Annotated in this window: 14 protein-coding genes; 10 read left to right on the top strand and 4 right to left on the bottom strand. The window is 46.9% G+C overall.

The features are described 5' to 3' along the window. Positions 1-53 precede the first annotated feature (53 nt). The 5 genes from hutC (at position 54) to hutH (ending at position 6,415) form a co-directional block, all read left to right on the top strand. Entirely contained in the window at positions 54-764 is a 711-nt protein-coding gene (gene hutC / locus ELS82_RS14460) for a histidine utilization transcriptional repressor HutC (RefSeq protein ID WP_134836107.1), read from the top strand. A gap of 107 nt (positions 765-871) precedes the next feature. After that, a complete protein-coding gene (hutI, locus tag ELS82_RS14465) occupies positions 872-2,083 on the top strand; it encodes an imidazolonepropionase (protein ID WP_134836108.1) in 1,212 nt (403 codons plus the stop codon). Next, on the top strand, positions 2,076-3,074 hold the full coding sequence (gene hutG, locus ELS82_RS14470) for a formimidoylglutamase (protein ID WP_134836109.1): 999 nt from the start codon (positions 2,076-2,078) through the stop codon (positions 3,072-3,074). Before hutI ends, hutG begins: the two co-directional genes overlap by 8 nt. Before the next feature lie 90 nt (positions 3,075-3,164). Continuing rightward, entirely contained in the window at positions 3,165-4,862 is a 1,698-nt protein-coding gene (gene hutU, locus ELS82_RS14475; protein WP_134836110.1) for a urocanate hydratase, read from the top strand. A gap of 5 nt (positions 4,863-4,867) precedes the next feature. Beyond that, positions 4,868-6,415, top strand: a complete 1,548-nt coding sequence (gene hutH / locus ELS82_RS14480; protein WP_208733180.1) for a histidine ammonia-lyase — start codon at positions 4,868-4,870, stop codon at positions 6,413-6,415. A 77-nt stretch (positions 6,416-6,492) separates the two neighbouring features. Here hutH and ELS82_RS14485 read toward each other — a convergent pair whose 3' ends face one another. Then, on the bottom strand, positions 6,493-6,954 hold the full coding sequence (locus ELS82_RS14485; protein ID WP_134836112.1) for a methyltransferase family protein: 462 nt from the start codon (positions 6,952-6,954) through the stop codon (positions 6,493-6,495). 65 nt (positions 6,955-7,019) lie between these two features. Next, on the bottom strand, positions 7,020-10,052 hold the full coding sequence (gene ydiJ, locus ELS82_RS14490; protein WP_134836113.1) for a D-2-hydroxyglutarate dehydrogenase YdiJ: 3,033 nt from the start codon (positions 10,050-10,052) through the stop codon (positions 7,020-7,022). A 202-nt stretch (positions 10,053-10,254) separates the two neighbouring features. On the opposite strand from ydiJ, the gene ELS82_RS14495 reads away from it, so the two are divergent. The 5 genes from ELS82_RS14495 (at position 10,255) to ELS82_RS14515 (ending at position 14,228) form a co-directional block, all read left to right on the top strand. After that, a complete protein-coding gene (locus ELS82_RS14495) occupies positions 10,255-10,941 on the top strand; it encodes a DUF3334 family protein (RefSeq protein ID WP_134836114.1) in 687 nt (228 codons plus the stop codon). Between the two features lie 248 nt (positions 10,942-11,189). Then, positions 11,190-11,873 (top strand): DUF2786 domain-containing protein, encoded by a 684-nt coding sequence (locus ELS82_RS14500; protein ID WP_134836115.1) that lies wholly within the window; start codon positions 11,190-11,192, stop codon positions 11,871-11,873. A 143-nt stretch (positions 11,874-12,016) separates the two neighbouring features. Further along, entirely contained in the window at positions 12,017-12,685 is a 669-nt protein-coding gene (locus ELS82_RS14505) for a YiaD family glycine zipper/OmpA-like lipoprotein (protein WP_053441541.1), read from the top strand. A 155-nt stretch (positions 12,686-12,840) separates the two neighbouring features. Then, the gene (locus tag ELS82_RS14510) at positions 12,841-13,872 is read left to right on the top strand and encodes a J domain-containing protein (RefSeq protein WP_134836116.1); all 1,032 of its coding nucleotides are present in this window, start codon (positions 12,841-12,843) and stop codon (positions 13,870-13,872) included. 170 nt (positions 13,873-14,042) lie between these two features. Then, positions 14,043-14,228, top strand: coding sequence for a hypothetical protein (locus tag ELS82_RS14515; protein WP_134836117.1), 186 nt, complete (start codon positions 14,043-14,045; stop codon positions 14,226-14,228). A gap of 117 nt (positions 14,229-14,345) precedes the next feature. On the opposite strand, the gene maiA is transcribed toward ELS82_RS14515, so the two are convergent. Together maiA and ELS82_RS14525 are read right to left on the bottom strand one after the other, a co-directional pair. Further along, on the bottom strand, positions 14,346-14,993 hold the full coding sequence (maiA, locus tag ELS82_RS14520; protein ID WP_134836118.1) for a maleylacetoacetate isomerase: 648 nt from the start codon (positions 14,991-14,993) through the stop codon (positions 14,346-14,348). Then, entirely contained in the window at positions 14,986-15,999 is a 1,014-nt protein-coding gene (locus ELS82_RS14525) for a fumarylacetoacetate hydrolase family protein (RefSeq protein ID WP_134836119.1), read from the bottom strand. Before ELS82_RS14525 ends, maiA begins: the two co-directional genes overlap by 8 nt. Between the last annotated feature and the right edge of the window lies 1 nt (position 16,000).

The following is a 16,000-nucleotide window of genomic DNA, read 5'->3' on the forward strand; positions in this document are numbered from 1 at the left end:
AATCGTATAAATGTATAACCATTTGTATAGTCAAATATAAAAATGATGATTTTATGAGTAACTCGCCTCTTTACTTGCAGATTAAGAAATTTATTGCCGATCAAATCGATAAGGGTCTATGGCCGGTTGGACATCGCATTACCACTGAGCTTGAGCTGACCAAGCAGTTTAAGGTCAGCAGAATGACAGTGAATAAAGCGATTCGAGACTTGGTTGCTGAAGGCCGTTTGGTAAGGCGTCCTCGCCTAGGCACTTTTGTTTGCGCTCCTGACGACAAAGCGGAGTCACCACTACTCGATATTCGTAACATTGCTAAAGAAGTAGAACAGCGAGGCAAACAATACAGCAGTAAAGTGATCAAGCAGGTTTCGCTTACCGCTGATGACACGGTGGCGATGAAGCTCGGCGTCATGCTAGGCAGTGAAGTTTTTTATAGTGAAATCATCCACTTTGAAGACAAGTCACCGATTCAACTAGAACTTCGCTGGGTTAACGCAAGCTATGCGCCGAACTACCTAGAGCAAGACTTTTCACAAATGACGCCCAACCAATACCTTTCGGAAAACTGCCCACTCAGTGCCATTGAACATACGGTTGAAGCGATCGTTGCTGATGACGCCGTCCGCTCTGCGCTCAGACTGGCTGTCAACGAGCCTTGCCTTCTACTAAACCGTAGAACTTGGAGTGACGAACGCTTAGTCAGCACGGCATTACTCTACCATCCGGGTACTCGATACAAATTAAGCTCTAAAGTTTTGCTCTGATAAAGAATTTCATACTTTTTACTGATCACATTTTCGCAACATTAAACTTGATCAATTATCTGATTTGAACGAATAATTGTATATACATTTAAATCAGAGCAACCGATATGAGTTTTTGCAGTGATCTCGTTTTGTCGAACGCCAAGGTCGTCTCAATGACACCGGGCCAAGATGGCTATGCCCTCTCCCCTCTTTGCCATTTACATATCAAAGATGGGCGAATCGCCGCTGTCTCGCAACAACCGATCGAATCCCAAAACACTTACGATTGCCAAGGTAAGCTAGTTACCCCCGGTTTCATTGATTGCCACACCCACCTGATTTTCGCTGGTAGCCGCGCAAACGAGTTTGAAATGCGTCTTAACGGCGTTCCTTATCAAGAGATCGCCAAACAAGGTGGCGGTATTCTTTCCACGGTTAAAGCAACTCGCCAAGCCAGTGAAGAGCAACTAACCGAACTGGCGTTACCAAGACTCGATGGTTTAATCCAAACGGGCGTGACCTCTGTTGAGGTTAAATCAGGCTATGGCTTAACTATCGATGACGAGCTCAAGATGCTACGCGCTGCGAAAGCACTCGAAGCGCATCGAAAAATTCGTGTTTCCACTACACTGCTAGCAGCGCACGCTCTACCTCCAGAATACGCTGGCCGCCCAGATGACTACATCGAACTGGTTTGCAAAGAGATCATCCCACTAGTCGCCGAAGAGCAGTTGGCAACTAGCGTTGATGTCTTTTGCGAATCGATAGGCTTTGACCTGACGCAAACAGAAAAGGTCTTTCAAGCTGCAGCAGAACATGGCCTTAATGTAAAAGGCCACACTGAGCAATTGTCTAATTTAGGTGGCAGCGCTCTTACTGCGCGCTATTCCGGCCTTTCAGCCGACCATATAGAGTTTTTGGATGAAGATGGCGTCAAAGCGCTCGCGGCTTCCAACACCGTTGCGACACTTTTACCGGGCGCATTTTATTTTCTTAAAGAAACCCAACTTCCACCTATTGAGTTGCTGCGTCAACATAAAGTCCCGATGGCAATCGCGACAGATTTGAACCCCGGCACATCGCCATTTGCAGATTTGACTATGATGATGAATATGGGTTGCACTTTGTTTGGCCTGACTCCTGAAGAAACACTACGCGGAGTGACCTCAAATGCAGCCAAGGCACTCGGCTATGGTGAGTCGAGAGGTCAGATTGTCACAGGCTTTGATGCTGATCTGGCAATCTGGGATATTTCTCACCCTGCTGAGTTTAGCTATTTCCAAGGCGCGCCACGACTTTCTGCACGCCTTGTGGCCGGAGAGTTAGATCATGTCTAATCAATTAACTACAAGCCTTGAGTTTCATTGGCAAGGCCGTCACGACGCAGAAGATGGTGCGCAAGGAAAACGTGTTCACCATGTGGTAAAGCAAATGCAAGTCACTGAATTGCAGCCCTACCACAATGCCATCAGCATTCTTGGTTTTTGTTGTGATGCTGGCGTAGCTCGCAACAAAGGACGTATTGGTGCTCACCGTGCCCCAGATTTAATCAGGCGCGCTCTGGCTAATATGGCATGGCATAAAGAGAGCCACCTCATCGACTTAGGCAACGTCATTTGTGATGATGATTTACTTGAGCAAAGCCAAGACCAATGCGCCAATGTGATTGCTACCGCTCTCAAGTCTACCCCTGTGATTACTTTAGGTGGGGGCCATGAAGTCGCATGGGCATCGTTCCAAGGGTTAGCACGCTACTTTGAGTATATTAATCCAGCCAAGCCACCGAAGATCGGTATTATCAACTTCGATGCACATTTCGATTTACGCGCATTTGAAAGCGAACGTGCTGAAGTAAAACCGAGCTCAGGAACCCCATTTAATCAAATTCAAAAATATTGCTTTGAGAACGACTGGCCATTTCACTATGCCTGCTTAGGGGTAAGTAAAGCCAGCAACACTGAAGCGCTTTTCAAACGCGCAGATGAATTAAATGTCTGGTACATAGAGGACAAAGAGCTCACGCCTCTCAATCAGGTCTATCACTTAACTCAGCTACAGCACTTTATCGATAATTGCGACTTTATCTATCTCACCATCGACTTAGACGTTTTCCCAGCAGCCACGGCCCCTGGCGTCAGTGCGCCGGCGGCACGCGGGGTGAGCATTGATACGATCGCGCCTTTTATCGACCGAATTTTGCACTACAAACAAAAACTGGCCTTAGCCGATATCGCAGAGTACAACCCGACGTACGACGTAGACAGTCAAACCGCCCGTCTTGCCGCACGATTATGCTGGGATATCGCGAACGCCTTTTCAGAAAAATAACAATCAACCAAATAGCGGGCAATGAATAGGATGCATCAGTATCAAAGACCCCTATTTGTCTGAATAACGTGAACAACAAGGAGTTTTACCATGACACAGCGCCAAGTAGAGGATATGCGTCTCGATACTACAAGGACTATACGTGCCCCACACGGGGCAACCTTGAGAGCAAAATCTTGGCTAACTGAAGCACCGCTTCGAATGCTGATGAACAACTTAGACCCTGATGTTGCTGAGCACCCGCACTCATTGGTTGTTTATGGTGGTATCGGCCGTGCAGCCCGTAACTGGGAATGTTATGACAAGATCGTCGAAGTACTAGAGCGTCTAGAAGATAATCAAACGCTGTTGGTTCAATCAGGTAAACCTGTTGGCGTTTTTCCAACGCATAAGAATGCCCCTCGCGTACTGATCGCTAACTCTAACCTTGTGCCTCACTGGGCGAACTGGGAGCACTTCAACGAGCTCGATAAAGAAAGCTTGATGATGTACGGGCAGATGACCGCGGGAAGCTGGATCTACATTGGCTCTCAAGGCATTGTTCAAGGCACCTACGAAACCTTCGTCTCAGTGGCGAAAAAGCACTTTGATGGTGAAGCAAAAGGCCGCTGGGTGCTAACGGGTGGTCTTGGCGGTATGGGCGGCGCTCAGCCTCTCGCTGCGACAATGGCAGGCTTCTCAATGATTGCGGTTGAATGTGATGAGTCACGTATCGACTACCGCTTACGTACTGGCTATGTTGATAAAAAAGCCACCAGCCTAGATGAAGCATTAGCGATTATCTATGAATCAGAAACGCCAGTTTCTGTTGGTCTACTAGGTAACGCTGCTGACGTATTCCCTGAGCTTGTCGAGCGCAACATTACTCCTGATGTCGTGACTGACCAAACATCAGCTCATGATCCGCTAAACGGCTACCTGCCAATTGGTTGGTCAATGGAGCATGCAGCAGAGATGCGCCTAAAAGATGAAGCTATGGTGGTTGACGCAGCAAAAGAATCAATGGCTATCCAAGTGAAAGCGATGCTGGCTCTGCAAGAGCGCGGTGCAGCGACACTCGATTACGGCAACAACATCCGTCAGATGGCACTAGAAAAAGGCGTCGAAAACGCATTCGATTTCCCAGGCTTTGTTCCTGCTTACATTCGTCCGCTGTTCTGTGAAGGTATTGGCCCATTCCGTTGGGCAGCACTATCCGGTGATCCAGAGGATATCTACAAGACAGACCAAAAAGTAAAAGAGCTGATTCCAGATAATCCGCACCTACACAACTGGCTAGATATGGCGCGTGAGCGTATTCAGTTCCAAGGTCTGCCTGCTCGTATCTGTTGGGTTGGACTAAAAGATCGTGAACGCCTAGGTCAAGCCTTCAATGAGATGGTGAAAAATGGCGAGCTAAAAGCGCCAGTCGTAATTGGTCGTGACCACTTAGACTCTGGTTCTGTTGCCAGCCCGAACCGCGAAACTGAAGGTATGTTGGATGGCTCAGACGCAGTTTCTGACTGGCCACTAATGAACGCACTACTGAACACTGCAGGCGGAGCAACTTGGGTTTCTCTACACCATGGCGGCGGCGTTGGTATGGGCTTCTCACAACACTCAGGTATGGTAATTTGTTGTGATGGCAGCCAAGATGCATCAGAGCGTATTGCTCGCGTTCTACATAACGACCCAGCAACGGGTGTTATGCGTCATGCTGATGCTGGCTACGATATCGCTAAGCAGTGTGCCGCAGAGCAAGGCCTAGATTTACCAATGCTAAACGAAGAACTGCGTAAGCTTAAATAAGGATTATGAAGATGTTAAACCTCACACTTAAGCCGGGACAACTTAACCTAGCCCTACTGCGTCAAGTGAGCCGTTCGCCAATCAATCTAACTTTGGATTCAAGTGCGGTACCAGCGATTGAAGAAAGCACCCAAGTCGTTGAGCAAGTTATCGCAGAAGATCGCACAGTCTATGGCATTAATACTGGTTTTGGTCTTTTAGCCAACACACGCATTGCTCCAGAAGATCTAGAAACTCTGCAAAAGAGCATTGTTCTTTCTCACGCAGCAGGTATTGGCGAGTTTATGTCTGACGAAACCGTTAGACTGATGATGGTATTAAAGATCAACAGCTTGTCACGTGGTTACTCAGGTATCCGCCTAAAAGTGATTCAAGCGCTGATCGACTTGGTAAACTCTCAAGTCTACCCATGCGTACCGCAAAAAGGCTCAGTAGGCGCGTCAGGTGATTTAGCTCCCCTAGCCCATATGAGTACAGTGCTACTTGGGGAAGGCCAAGCGCGTCATAACGGTAAAATCATTTCCGGTATTGAAGCGCTTAAGATTGCAGGACTTGAGCCTATTACGCTTGCGCCAAAAGAAGGCCTAGCGCTTTTAAACGGAACTCAAGCATCGACTGCTTTTGCACTAGAGGGCCTGTTTGCGGCAGAGGATCTGTTTGCTTCAGCAACAGTGTGTGGCGCGATGTCGGTAGAGGCTGCTCTTGGTAGCCGCCGTCCGTTTGACCCTCGTATTCACCGCGTACGTGGCCACCGTGGACAAATGGACGCTGCCGCTGCGTATCGCCACTTACTTGATATCAACAGCGATATCGGTGAGTCGCACACTGGTTGTGAAAAGGTTCAAGATCCTTACTCACTGCGCTGCCAGCCTCAGGTAATGGGCGCATGTTTACAGCAAATTCGTAATGCTGCAGATATCTTGCAAGTCGAAGCGAACTCAGTGTCAGATAACCCGTTAGTATTTGCGGAAGATGGCGATATTATTTCTGGAGGTAACTTCCACGCCGAGCCTGTTGCAATGGCAGCGGATAACCTGGCCTTAGCAATTGCTGAAGTTGGCAGCCTGTCAGAGCGCCGTATGGCTCTGTTGATTGATAGCGCGCTTTCGAAACTACCACCATTCTTGGTTGACAATGGCGGCGTTAACTCGGGCTTTATGATTGCTCAGGTTACCTCAGCAGCACTGGCGAGCGAGAACAAAACCCTTGCTCACCCAGCGTCTGTAGATAGCTTGCCAACCTCAGCCAACCAAGAAGACCACGTATCCATGGCAACCTTCGCTGGCCGACGCCTGCGTGACATGGCAGAGAACACTCGCGGCATTCTTGCGGTCGAGTACTTATCAGCAGCACAAGGGCTAGACTTCCGCGCGCCAAATAAGTCATCGGCTCGCATTGAAGAAGCCAAGCAGATCCTGCGTGAGAAAGTCTCGTTCTACGATAAAGACCGTTACTTCGCACCAGACATCGAAGCGGCCAATGCACTGCTTAAACTAGCGGTACATAACCATTTGATGCCAGAGGCACTACTGCCAAGTGTCAAAGTCGCTTAAGACAATTTGAACAGCACATAAATACAAAGCCCTGCGATTTAAGCAGGGCTTTTTCGTTGCAGACTAAATAAGAGACGCTAAATCCAACGTCTAACCCTTTGTTTGTAATCAATGTATGACGCGCCAAACAGAGACTCTAAAGCACGCTCTTCTGGCAGGATTTGGAAGCGGTTCATATAGAGGATGAATGTAAAAGAAAACGCGATTGAGAAAAGGTTTTGCTGCCAATAAGCAAAGCCAAATAGAAGTAGAAATAAACCGAGATACATAGGATTGCGTGTATAGGCGAAAATGCCACTATCCACCACTGTAGAAGCAGTATCTACTTTTACCGGGTTAACCGTGGTCTGAGCTCGCCTGAACTCATATACACCGGCGATACCGACAAATCCAGCCACGACAAAACAGACTAAAAACACCACTACGTTCAGCGGTAAACTAACCGTAAAACGAATAAACTCATGGCTGATATGATTGATGGCAACTACGAATAAGACAAACAAGGCCACAGGCGGGATTTTGCGCTCTAATACATCCATGTACTTTCCCTAAAATTGAGTTACCTATAAAAATAGCTCAACCATTAAGGCTGAGCTATTTAGATTTACACTATCTGGAGCAGTGCTTGCAGCGGATGCTGAACCTTTTCCTGCTCAAAGCGTTTCACTTGGCTTCGACAAGAATAGCCCGTCACTAAGCAGCGCTCCTTAGGTAAGTCTTGCAACCTTGGCTTCCAGCTCAGGCCATAAATATCTTTCGACATCTGCAGCTTATCTACCTCATGACCAAACGTACCCGCCATACCACAACAGCCGACCGGAATAGTATCGAGTCGTGCGCCAAAGTGGGCAAAAATAGCTCCCCACTCTTTCTCAGCATTTGGCATCTTGGTCTTTTCAGTACAGTGGGCAAACAAGTACCATGGCTCATCACCATTAGGTGCTTGCTGTTCAAACTCGGCTAACTTAGGCTCTAGCCATTCGTGCACCGTTAGAACTTGGAAGTCACCACGTTTTTCCTGTAGCACCTCTTGATACTCATCTCGATAGCAGAGCACCAGTGCAGGATCGACACCAACTAAAGGAATATTAATATCTGCTACTTGTTGCAAGAACGCCGCGGTGTTTTTCGCATTGTCGGCAAACTTCTTAAGGAAGCCTTTCACATGCTGAGCTTTACCATTTGGCTTAAACGGCAGTAATACCGGTGTCTTACCCAACTTACTCACTAACGTAGCAAAATCTTCGACTACTTGAGCGTCGTAGTAACTCGTAAATGGGTCTTGAACGATCACAACGTGATTCGCTTTGTCTTCTTTTGATAGCGCAGCTAACGCCTGGAGATCAAAAGCTTTAAGTCCAACAAGGCGCTTACTCAAAGTAGGAATAGAAAGCAGCGGCGAGTCCACATAGCCAACCGACTTAGCCGTGAGATCTTGAACCCATTGCTGCTTTAACGCTCCATTAACCAGCTTAGGCGCTTTAGCCAATACTGGCAGCATGCTTTCAATATTCGCCACCAAGTAATCTTTCGCTGGACGTTGGTAACGTGAGTAGTAGATGTTTAAAAAGCGCGAGCGGAAGCTTGGGACATCCACTTTAATCGGACATTGGCTCGCACACGCTTTACAAGCTAGACAGCCATTCATCGCCTCATACACTTCATGAGAGAAGTCATACTCATGACGTTTATTTAAACTATTGCGAACGCGATCAATCATAGTCTTGATTGAAGCGCTCTCTTGCAAGGACTGCTTTTCTAAGTCGAGAATATCGACTCCTTGATCGGTCAGTTGACGGAGCCACTCTCGCACCATACCAGCGCGCCCTTTTGGCGAATGTCTTCTATCCGCGGTCACTTTCATCGATGGACACATTGGCGACGAGGTATCGTAGTTAAAGCATAAGCCGTTGCCGTTACACTCCATCGCTTGCTTGAAGCTGTCACGTACTTCTACGTCGATCTGGCGATCATAGTAGCCACGTTTGGTGTCAGTCACTTTGACCAATTCATGATTACTTTCTAGCGGCGTACAGATCTTACCCGGGTTCATCTTATTCTGTGGGTCAAACGCAGACTTGACTCGGCGAAGCTCGGTAAACAGCTCTTCACCAAAGAAGTCAGGACCATACTCTGAGCGGAAGCCTTTACCATGCTCGCCCCACATCAGACCGCCATATTTCGCCACCAGCTTGACCACTTCATCAGAAAGTTCATGCATCAGAGCTTCTTGCTTAGGGTCGCATAAATCAAGAGCAGGACGAACGTGCAATACGCCCGCATCAACGTGGCCAAACATACCGTAGTTGAGTGATTTCGCATCAAGCAACTCTCGAAACTCTACGATAAAGTCGGCTAAGTTCTCAGGTGGCACACAGGTATCTTCTGCAAAGGCAACAGGCTTTGCTCGACCTTTTGCTGCGCCAAGCAGACCCACGGCCTTTTTACGCATGTTGTAGATGCGACCAATACTCGCCACATCACTACACACTTGATAGCCAATAATGCCCGCTTCATTGTTCTCTATCATGGCATCAAGGCGCTGGCTTAATGCTTCAACCTGAGCACTGACTTCTTGCTCATCTTGACCAGCAAACTCAACCATGTTGATCCCCTGCATATCTTTGCCAGGAACATCAGTGAGCAAATCACTAACGGTATGCCAAACAATATCTTGCTTAGCTAAGTTCAGCACTTTTGAGTCAACCGTTTCAACCGACAGTGCCTTTGCTTCGACCATAAATGGTGCATTGCGTAAGGCCGACTCGAAGCTGTTGTACTTAACATTCACTAAAGTACGGGCTTTGGGAATTGGGGTAAGGTTGAGCTTAGCTTCAGTGATAAAGGCTAAAGAGCCCTCTGCGCCACACAGCACGCGAGTTAGGTCAAATTGGTCTTGTTCCACGTCTAACGCGTTCTTTAAGTCATAGCCGGTTAGGAAGCGATTAAGCGGGGGAAATTTCGCATCAATCTGCGCTCGTTTATCACGGCACACTTTTTCGGTCGTATGGAAAGCATTAAACGCGTACTCGCCTTCTTCTGGCATTCCGCGAGATAAATCGGATTCAATACACGATCCATCAGCAAACACCGCTTGTAAAGAGAGCACATGATCAGAGGTTTTACCGTACCTTAAAGAGCCTTGGCCGGATGCGTCGGTGTTGATCATGCCGCCAAGTGTCGCGCGGTTACTGGTTGATAGGTCGGGAGAGAAAAAGTATCCGTATGGACGAACCGCATCATTAAGCTGATCTTTGACCACACCCGTTTGAACTCGGACCCAGCCTTCATCTTCATTGATTTCAAGGACTTTGTTCATATGACGCGATAAATCCACCACAATCCCTTTAGTCAAAGATTGACCATTAGTTCCGGTACCGCCCCCACGAGGAGAAAAGGTAATGCGTTCACATTGGGAATTGTTGCTTAGCTTGCCGATTAACACCACGTCTTGGGTGGTTCTTGGGTGAACAACGGCTTGAGGCAACTGCTGATAAACACTGTTATCAGTGGCAACCGCTAAACGACTAGAAAACTGACTTTCAATATCGCCTGTAAAACCAGCGGCTTCGAGTTCTTTTAGAAAGGTGAGTACAATCGGATCCACATCCGACTGAGAATGTAATCTTGGTAACATTGGCTTCCTGCTCCCTACGACGCTGATCCAATCAGCACTGGGTTCGCTATAATTTGAACTATTATTTGAATCTCGTCACTTTACAACATTTAAAAGGGTGATCAAAACAGAAATGCAGTGTCAGAATGGAACTTATCGCATTTTTTTCCCACACTTAAAATGAATAAAAACAATTTAAAGTGTTTCTATGAGCGAATCATCCATGAAAAAAAATAAAGTTGTCACAACAGAAGATATTCTATTAAAGCTATGCCAGTCCGTTTCTGGTGTATTGAGCTCCGCAACCAGCTCGCAAATTACATACTCAGCCATGGTGCAAAAAATCACCAAAACCAGTTTAAAACCTGACTTTGGCTGTTTTGTTCTTTTCGATGGTGGCTTCTCAGGTTTAGTGGTTATTAACTTCACCTCTAAAGCTGCGCTAGAAGTTTACACAAACTACATGCGCAATATGGGGATGCCTGAAGAAGAGCTTGCTGTCCTGCACACCTCAGATGAAGTAGCGGATGTACTAGGCGAACTGATGAACCAATTGGTCGGTAACTTTACCAATCAGGTCCGTAAAGATCTTCACACCCACATTACTCAGAACCAACCGAAAATGCTGGCGCTGAATAAGCAAGTGAACCTCTCGGTTGATACTAACCTTGATCGTCCGCAAGCTCGTCGTGTGACCTTCTCTACCGACCAAGGCAACATTTTCTACTTAGAACTTGCGATGGATAAAACTGAATTTATCCAACTAGAAGAGTTCGAGTCAGCTGAAGACGAATGCCCAGATACAATTTTGGAAAAAGCTCAGCAAAAAATGAAGTCGGATAAAGAGACAAAGTCTGAGGCGGCGAGTGGTGCCAATGCAAACGACTTGCTTGATGAACTAGGCATCTAACTCGTCGCTCGTCCGTAATGTTTATACGCGCTACCACCACGGGTGGTGGCGTGTTATTGGCTTTTTACAAACTCCGCACAGTGAAACTCACCGCATAAGTCCGATTCGTTTTCGGTACCGTGTCCCGCACCTATCTGGGTTTCTATCTCCTCTGACATCCGCCGTTCATGCGTTGGATTATTTCCGTTTTAACTCATAACACGGTAAAATGGCCGACTTCGTAAAATTAATGAGATTTGTTCCGGTCAATGAATAAACAGAAAGCCCTTAAAAAAATTGCAAAATGTTTAGAGCTTGGTAACTCAGCCAACGTAAACGAAGCAGCAAATGCGATTAAAATGGCTCATCGTCTAATGCTGAAATACGGCTTAGATAAAGACGATATCGAGTTTATCAAGATGGGCAAAACTCAATCGACACACCTACTCCCAGCCAACGTCGGTTCGAATATCCTAAGGATCATTCGTGGTATTAACACCAAGTTTGGTGTTGAAGCAGTCCTACTGAATCACAAAGGGCTAAAGCGCGTGGAATTTATCGGTGAAGCAGACCGAGCCATCTTCGCAGCCTTTGCCTTCGATATTATTTATCGTGAAATGAACGAGCAAACGGGCCGATTCCGTAACGGTTTTGCTGGTTCAGGCACCTCCAATGCTGAAGTTACCCGACGCGTGAATTCATTTCTTTCGGGCTGGGTTGAAGGCGCACTCGAAAAGCTGCCAATTATCAGCCCTGACGAAGACTCAGCGAAGAAAATTGATGATTACATCGACAAAGAGTTTCAAAACATCGATCGTGAGACTTTCAAGCAGCAGCTTAGAGAAGCGATGAAGAACCTCACTGATGACTATGAGGTCGGTTTGAAGAAAGGTCGCACTGTTTCAGTCAGTCGCCCGATCAATGGTGCACAAGCGCCTAAAATGCTCAGGTAGTTCAAAAAACAGACGCCAATTGTCATATTGTGTCAAATTATGCTTTTTAGATTTGACATAACGAATATCATAAGGTTTATTCACTGTCGATCGAAAACCCGTATGAATTACGGGGAACTAGCATAATACACGGAGACGTTATCGTGAAAAAATTAACACTCGCATTGGCTGTCGCAATCGCACTTACTGGCTGTCAGGCAACTCAACGCCAAAACGCGACCACTGGTGAATCAGAAACTAACTCGGCAACGAAAGGCGCATTGTTCGGCGCTCTAGCTGGTGCTGCAGTTGGCCTAGCTACGGGTGATGACGCTGATGAACGTCGCAAGCATGCACTAATTGGCGCAGCAGGCGGTGCAGCTGTTGGTGGCGGCGTAGGTTATTACTTTGACCAGCAAGAGGCAGCACTTCGTAAGGAGCTGCTAGACTCAGGCGTTCAAGTTGAACGTGTTGGTGAGAACCAATTACTGCTTCGTCTAGAAAATGGCATCGGCTTCCATTCGAGCTCTTACGCACTTGACCCAAGCATCCACAACACTCTACGTGGTGTTGCCCGTATCCTTGTTGAATACCCAGATACTAGCCTAGTGATTGATGGCCACACAGACAGCACTGGTAGCGATACAACAAACCAAGTGTTATCTGAGCGCCGCGCTGAATCTGTACGCTCATACCTAGTTTCACAAGGTGTAGCGGCTGGCCGCGCAGTGGCACGTGGTAATGGCGAGCGTTACCCACTATGCACTAACGACACTACAACAGGTCGTGCATGTAACCGTCGTGTAGAGATCCAAATTCTACCGCTTAAATAAGTCACGTTGCACCAGTACATTGACTAACAATTGGCTTCTTCGGAAGCCAATTTAGTATTGGTTACACAATTTTCACTCATCTTGCTCTATCTCTGCGTACGAATTGATATACTTAGCCAATAGTTAAGCTGGTTTTAGCCATTTTGAGGTCACTTTTGCGCACACTCTCCCTACTTTTATTATTTCTGTCTTCTTCATGCCTCGGGCAATCTATTGAAGAGCTTATCCAAAGTGCGCAGAGCCAAAACGTCCAAGCCCAACTAGAATTAGCTAACCGATACTCCACAGGTGACCAAGTCGAACAATCGCAATCAGAAGCGTTTTATTGGTACCAGCAGGCTGCGCAAAATGGCAACAGTACCGCAGCTTCGGCATTAGGACACGCTTATCTTAGTGGTGAGGGAACCAAATCAGATACTGAAAACGCGATTTTCTGGCTCAGCCAAGCAGCAAGCAATGGCAATTCGGATGCGGCGAGATTACTCGGTAAGCTTTACGAAGATCTCAAACAAAGCCCAGATACCCTCGACTTAGCGGAGCTATGGTATCAAGAAGCGTCACGCACGAACCCTCAAGCAGAGGAAGACTATGCGCGCGTGTTAGAGGCACAATTTAATGCCCGTCGCGCAAAACAAGTTGCGGCCATTGATCAGCTTGAAGTCGCATTTGATACGACCGATATTGAAGTGAGCCCAAAAGCACAGTCGATAGCCAACAGCCAAGATGCACAGAATATGACGTTATACGGGATTTTAGCCCTACTAGGCACAAGCTTACTGGTCATTGGCTGGCTATTTCGTCGCAATCAGCGTCTTTCACTCTCATCAACAGAGCTCGACGATGAAGCCAAGCGAAAACAGATTAAGCTAGAGCGAGAGCTAAAGCGCAAAGATGAGCTATTAAAGCAGCAAAAACGTCAGCTAGAGACGCTCTACCGCCATATCAAAAAACAGCAGGCAGCGACGCCTAAAGCTCCTAGCGCAGATTCTACCCCTAAAGACAAACCACTCACCCTCGCCTGCGCGTTATTTGGTTATAGCCCAAACGCTATTCCCGATGAAAAGCAGGTAAAAGCCCGTTACAAGCAATTGTCTAAAATCTACCATCCAGATTTGAAAGGCAGTGACGCAGAAATGAAACGTTTAAACCAAGCGTTAAAACTGATTCTTAAAGTTATTAACAAATAGTTACAAAATGCGTATCAATAGGTGGTGTAAATACGATAAGCCTTGCAATACCAAGCTGCGCAATCGATCCCCCTCCCATTAAACATAACAAATGCTTAACCAATCCATGTTCTCTATGCCATAATTTGCCGCGAAAATAACACCTAAATTATAAAGGTGAGGAGAGTATTATGTTTACGATCGAAGGCATCTGTGACTGGTGTAAAAAACCAAGTATGCTTGCCAAGCATGAGTATGTTGATGGTTTGTGCCACCACTCATGCAAAGAGTGCAATGATTTAGCGACACTAGACGTACGTCAGTTTAACATTGCCGAGCTGCAACAAAGAGAGCGTAACCCTAACGCTTTACGCTAAGTTGTTCGCTTCTCCGAGAAGAAATAAGGGCCGCCATTGAGTGGCCTTTTTGCTTTCTAGCATTAGCCACAATGACAGCCCATCATGTAGGTCTTTTATTCTTATGGGATGTGTGAGCTACACCGCATCCGGCTGATGTTCAGGGGCGGCTTGAATAAATGCCCTTACCTTGCCAAGTGACGTTGTCACATCAACTAGATTCGGATAACTCGTCAGATCGACGCCAAAACGCTGCGCGTTGTACATTTGAGGGACTAAACAGACATCCACCAGCGAGATTTCGTTGCCCACACAGTACTGACCTCGCGTAACTGAGATACGTTGCTCCAAGGCTTCAAACCCGGTGGCTATCCAGTGTTTATACCAAGCACTCTTTGCATCTTCATCAACATGAAGTTCATTACTCAAATACTGCAAAACACGTAAGTTGTTTAATGGATGCACATCGACAGCAATATCTTGCGCCATCGCTTTCACCAAATAACGTAACTCGCCACTTTTTGGAACCAGCGGAACATCGCTGTAGGTTTCGTCGAGATAATCGATAATTGCCAATGACTGGTTAAGCGCCAGACCATTGTCCATTAAGACTGGCACTAGTTGATTGGGGTTTAGACGCTTAAATTCGGTGGAGTGTTGCTCCCCACCGTTATTAACCAAATGCACAGAGCGCTGTTGGTAGTCTAGACCTTTTAGGTTTAGTGCAATACGTACTCGATAAACCGCCGACGAGCGCCAGTAACCATAAAGAATACGATCATGCATACTTCACCACCTGCTGATCGATTGAACCGAAAATCGACTCACCACTTTGATTTAGCATTTCCATCTTGATTCGATCACCAAACTTCATAAACGAGGTCGATGGAGACCCATCACGGATGGTTTCAATCATGCGCACTTCCGCAATACACGAGTAACCTACGCCCCCTTCAGAGATTGCCGTGCCATATTCCGTGCCCTGCTTATTCGATACCGTGCCTGAGCCAATAATCGCTCCAGCAGACAGAGGACGAGATTTGGCGGCATGCGCGATTAGCTCAGGAAACTCAAAGGTCATATCGACGCCAGCATTCGGACAACCGAAAGGTTGATTGTTATAGAAGCTCAGCAGTGGCAGATTCACTTTTCCGCCATCCCAGTCTGCACCTAACTCATCTGGCGTTACTGCCACCGGCGAGAAGACCGAAGACGGTTTAGATTGGAAAAAACCAAACCCTTTACCTAGCTCATTAGGAATTAAGCCACGCAAAGAGACGTCATTAACAAGCATCAGCAATCGAATCGATTTGGCGGCATTTTCAACCGATACTCCCATTGGCACATCACCTGTGACTACTGCAACTTCCCCCTCAAAATCAATCCCCCACTCTTCACTGACTACCGGAATATCATCTCTAGGAGCAATAAAGGCATCAGAGCCACCTTGGTACATCAAAGGGTCAGTCCAAAAGCTAGGCGGCATCTCAGCACCGCGTGCTTTTCTGACCAATTCAACATGGTTGACGTAAGCGGAACCATCCGCCCATTGATAAGCGCGTGGCAATGGCGATTCACACAGCGACTGGTCAAAAGCCATCTCTTGAGTCAGTTCACCATTATTGAGAGCCACATACACTTCGTTTAACTGTGGTTCAACATTGTCCCAGTTATCCAACGCATATTGCATCGTCTGAGCCACTTCAGGAACAGCAACGCATTTAGCAAGATCTTTACTGACAACGACCAACAAGCCATCGCGGCTATCATTTTTCAAGCTAGCTAACTTCATA

Source organism: Vibrio ouci (assembly GCF_004551525.1).
Lineage (GTDB): Bacteria > Pseudomonadota > Gammaproteobacteria > Enterobacterales > Vibrionaceae > Vibrio > Vibrio ouci.

Excerpts from the sequence above, each read along its gene's own strand:
- maiA (WP_134836118.1), bottom strand. The coding sequence starts at position 14,993 with ATGCATGATCGTATTCTTTATGGTTACTGGCGCTCGTCGGCGGTTTAT.
- hutC (WP_134836107.1), top strand. The coding sequence starts at position 54 with ATGAGTAACTCGCCTCTTTACTTGCAGATTAAGAAATTTATTGCCGAT.
- hutH (WP_208733180.1), top strand. The coding sequence starts at position 4,868 with ATGAAGATGTTAAACCTCACACTTAAGCCGGGACAACTTAACCTAGCC.
- hutG (WP_134836109.1), top strand. The coding sequence starts at position 2,076 with ATGTCTAATCAATTAACTACAAGCCTTGAGTTTCATTGGCAAGGCCGT.
- ELS82_RS14500 (WP_134836115.1), top strand. The coding sequence starts at position 11,190 with ATGAATAAACAGAAAGCCCTTAAAAAAATTGCAAAATGTTTAGAGCTT.
- ELS82_RS14495 (WP_134836114.1), top strand. The coding sequence starts at position 10,255 with ATGAAAAAAAATAAAGTTGTCACAACAGAAGATATTCTATTAAAGCTA.
- hutU (WP_134836110.1), top strand. The coding sequence starts at position 3,165 with ATGACACAGCGCCAAGTAGAGGATATGCGTCTCGATACTACAAGGACT.
- ELS82_RS14525 (WP_134836119.1), bottom strand. The coding sequence starts at position 15,999 with ATGAAGTTAGCTAGCTTGAAAAATGATAGCCGCGATGGCTTGTTGGTC.
- hutI (WP_134836108.1), top strand. The coding sequence starts at position 872 with ATGAGTTTTTGCAGTGATCTCGTTTTGTCGAACGCCAAGGTCGTCTCA.
- ELS82_RS14485 (WP_134836112.1), bottom strand. The coding sequence starts at position 6,954 with ATGGATGTATTAGAGCGCAAAATCCCGCCTGTGGCCTTGTTTGTCTTA.
- ELS82_RS14515 (WP_134836117.1), top strand. The coding sequence starts at position 14,043 with ATGTTTACGATCGAAGGCATCTGTGACTGGTGTAAAAAACCAAGTATG.
- ydiJ (WP_134836113.1), bottom strand. The coding sequence starts at position 10,052 with ATGTTACCAAGATTACATTCTCAGTCGGATGTGGATCCGATTGTACTC.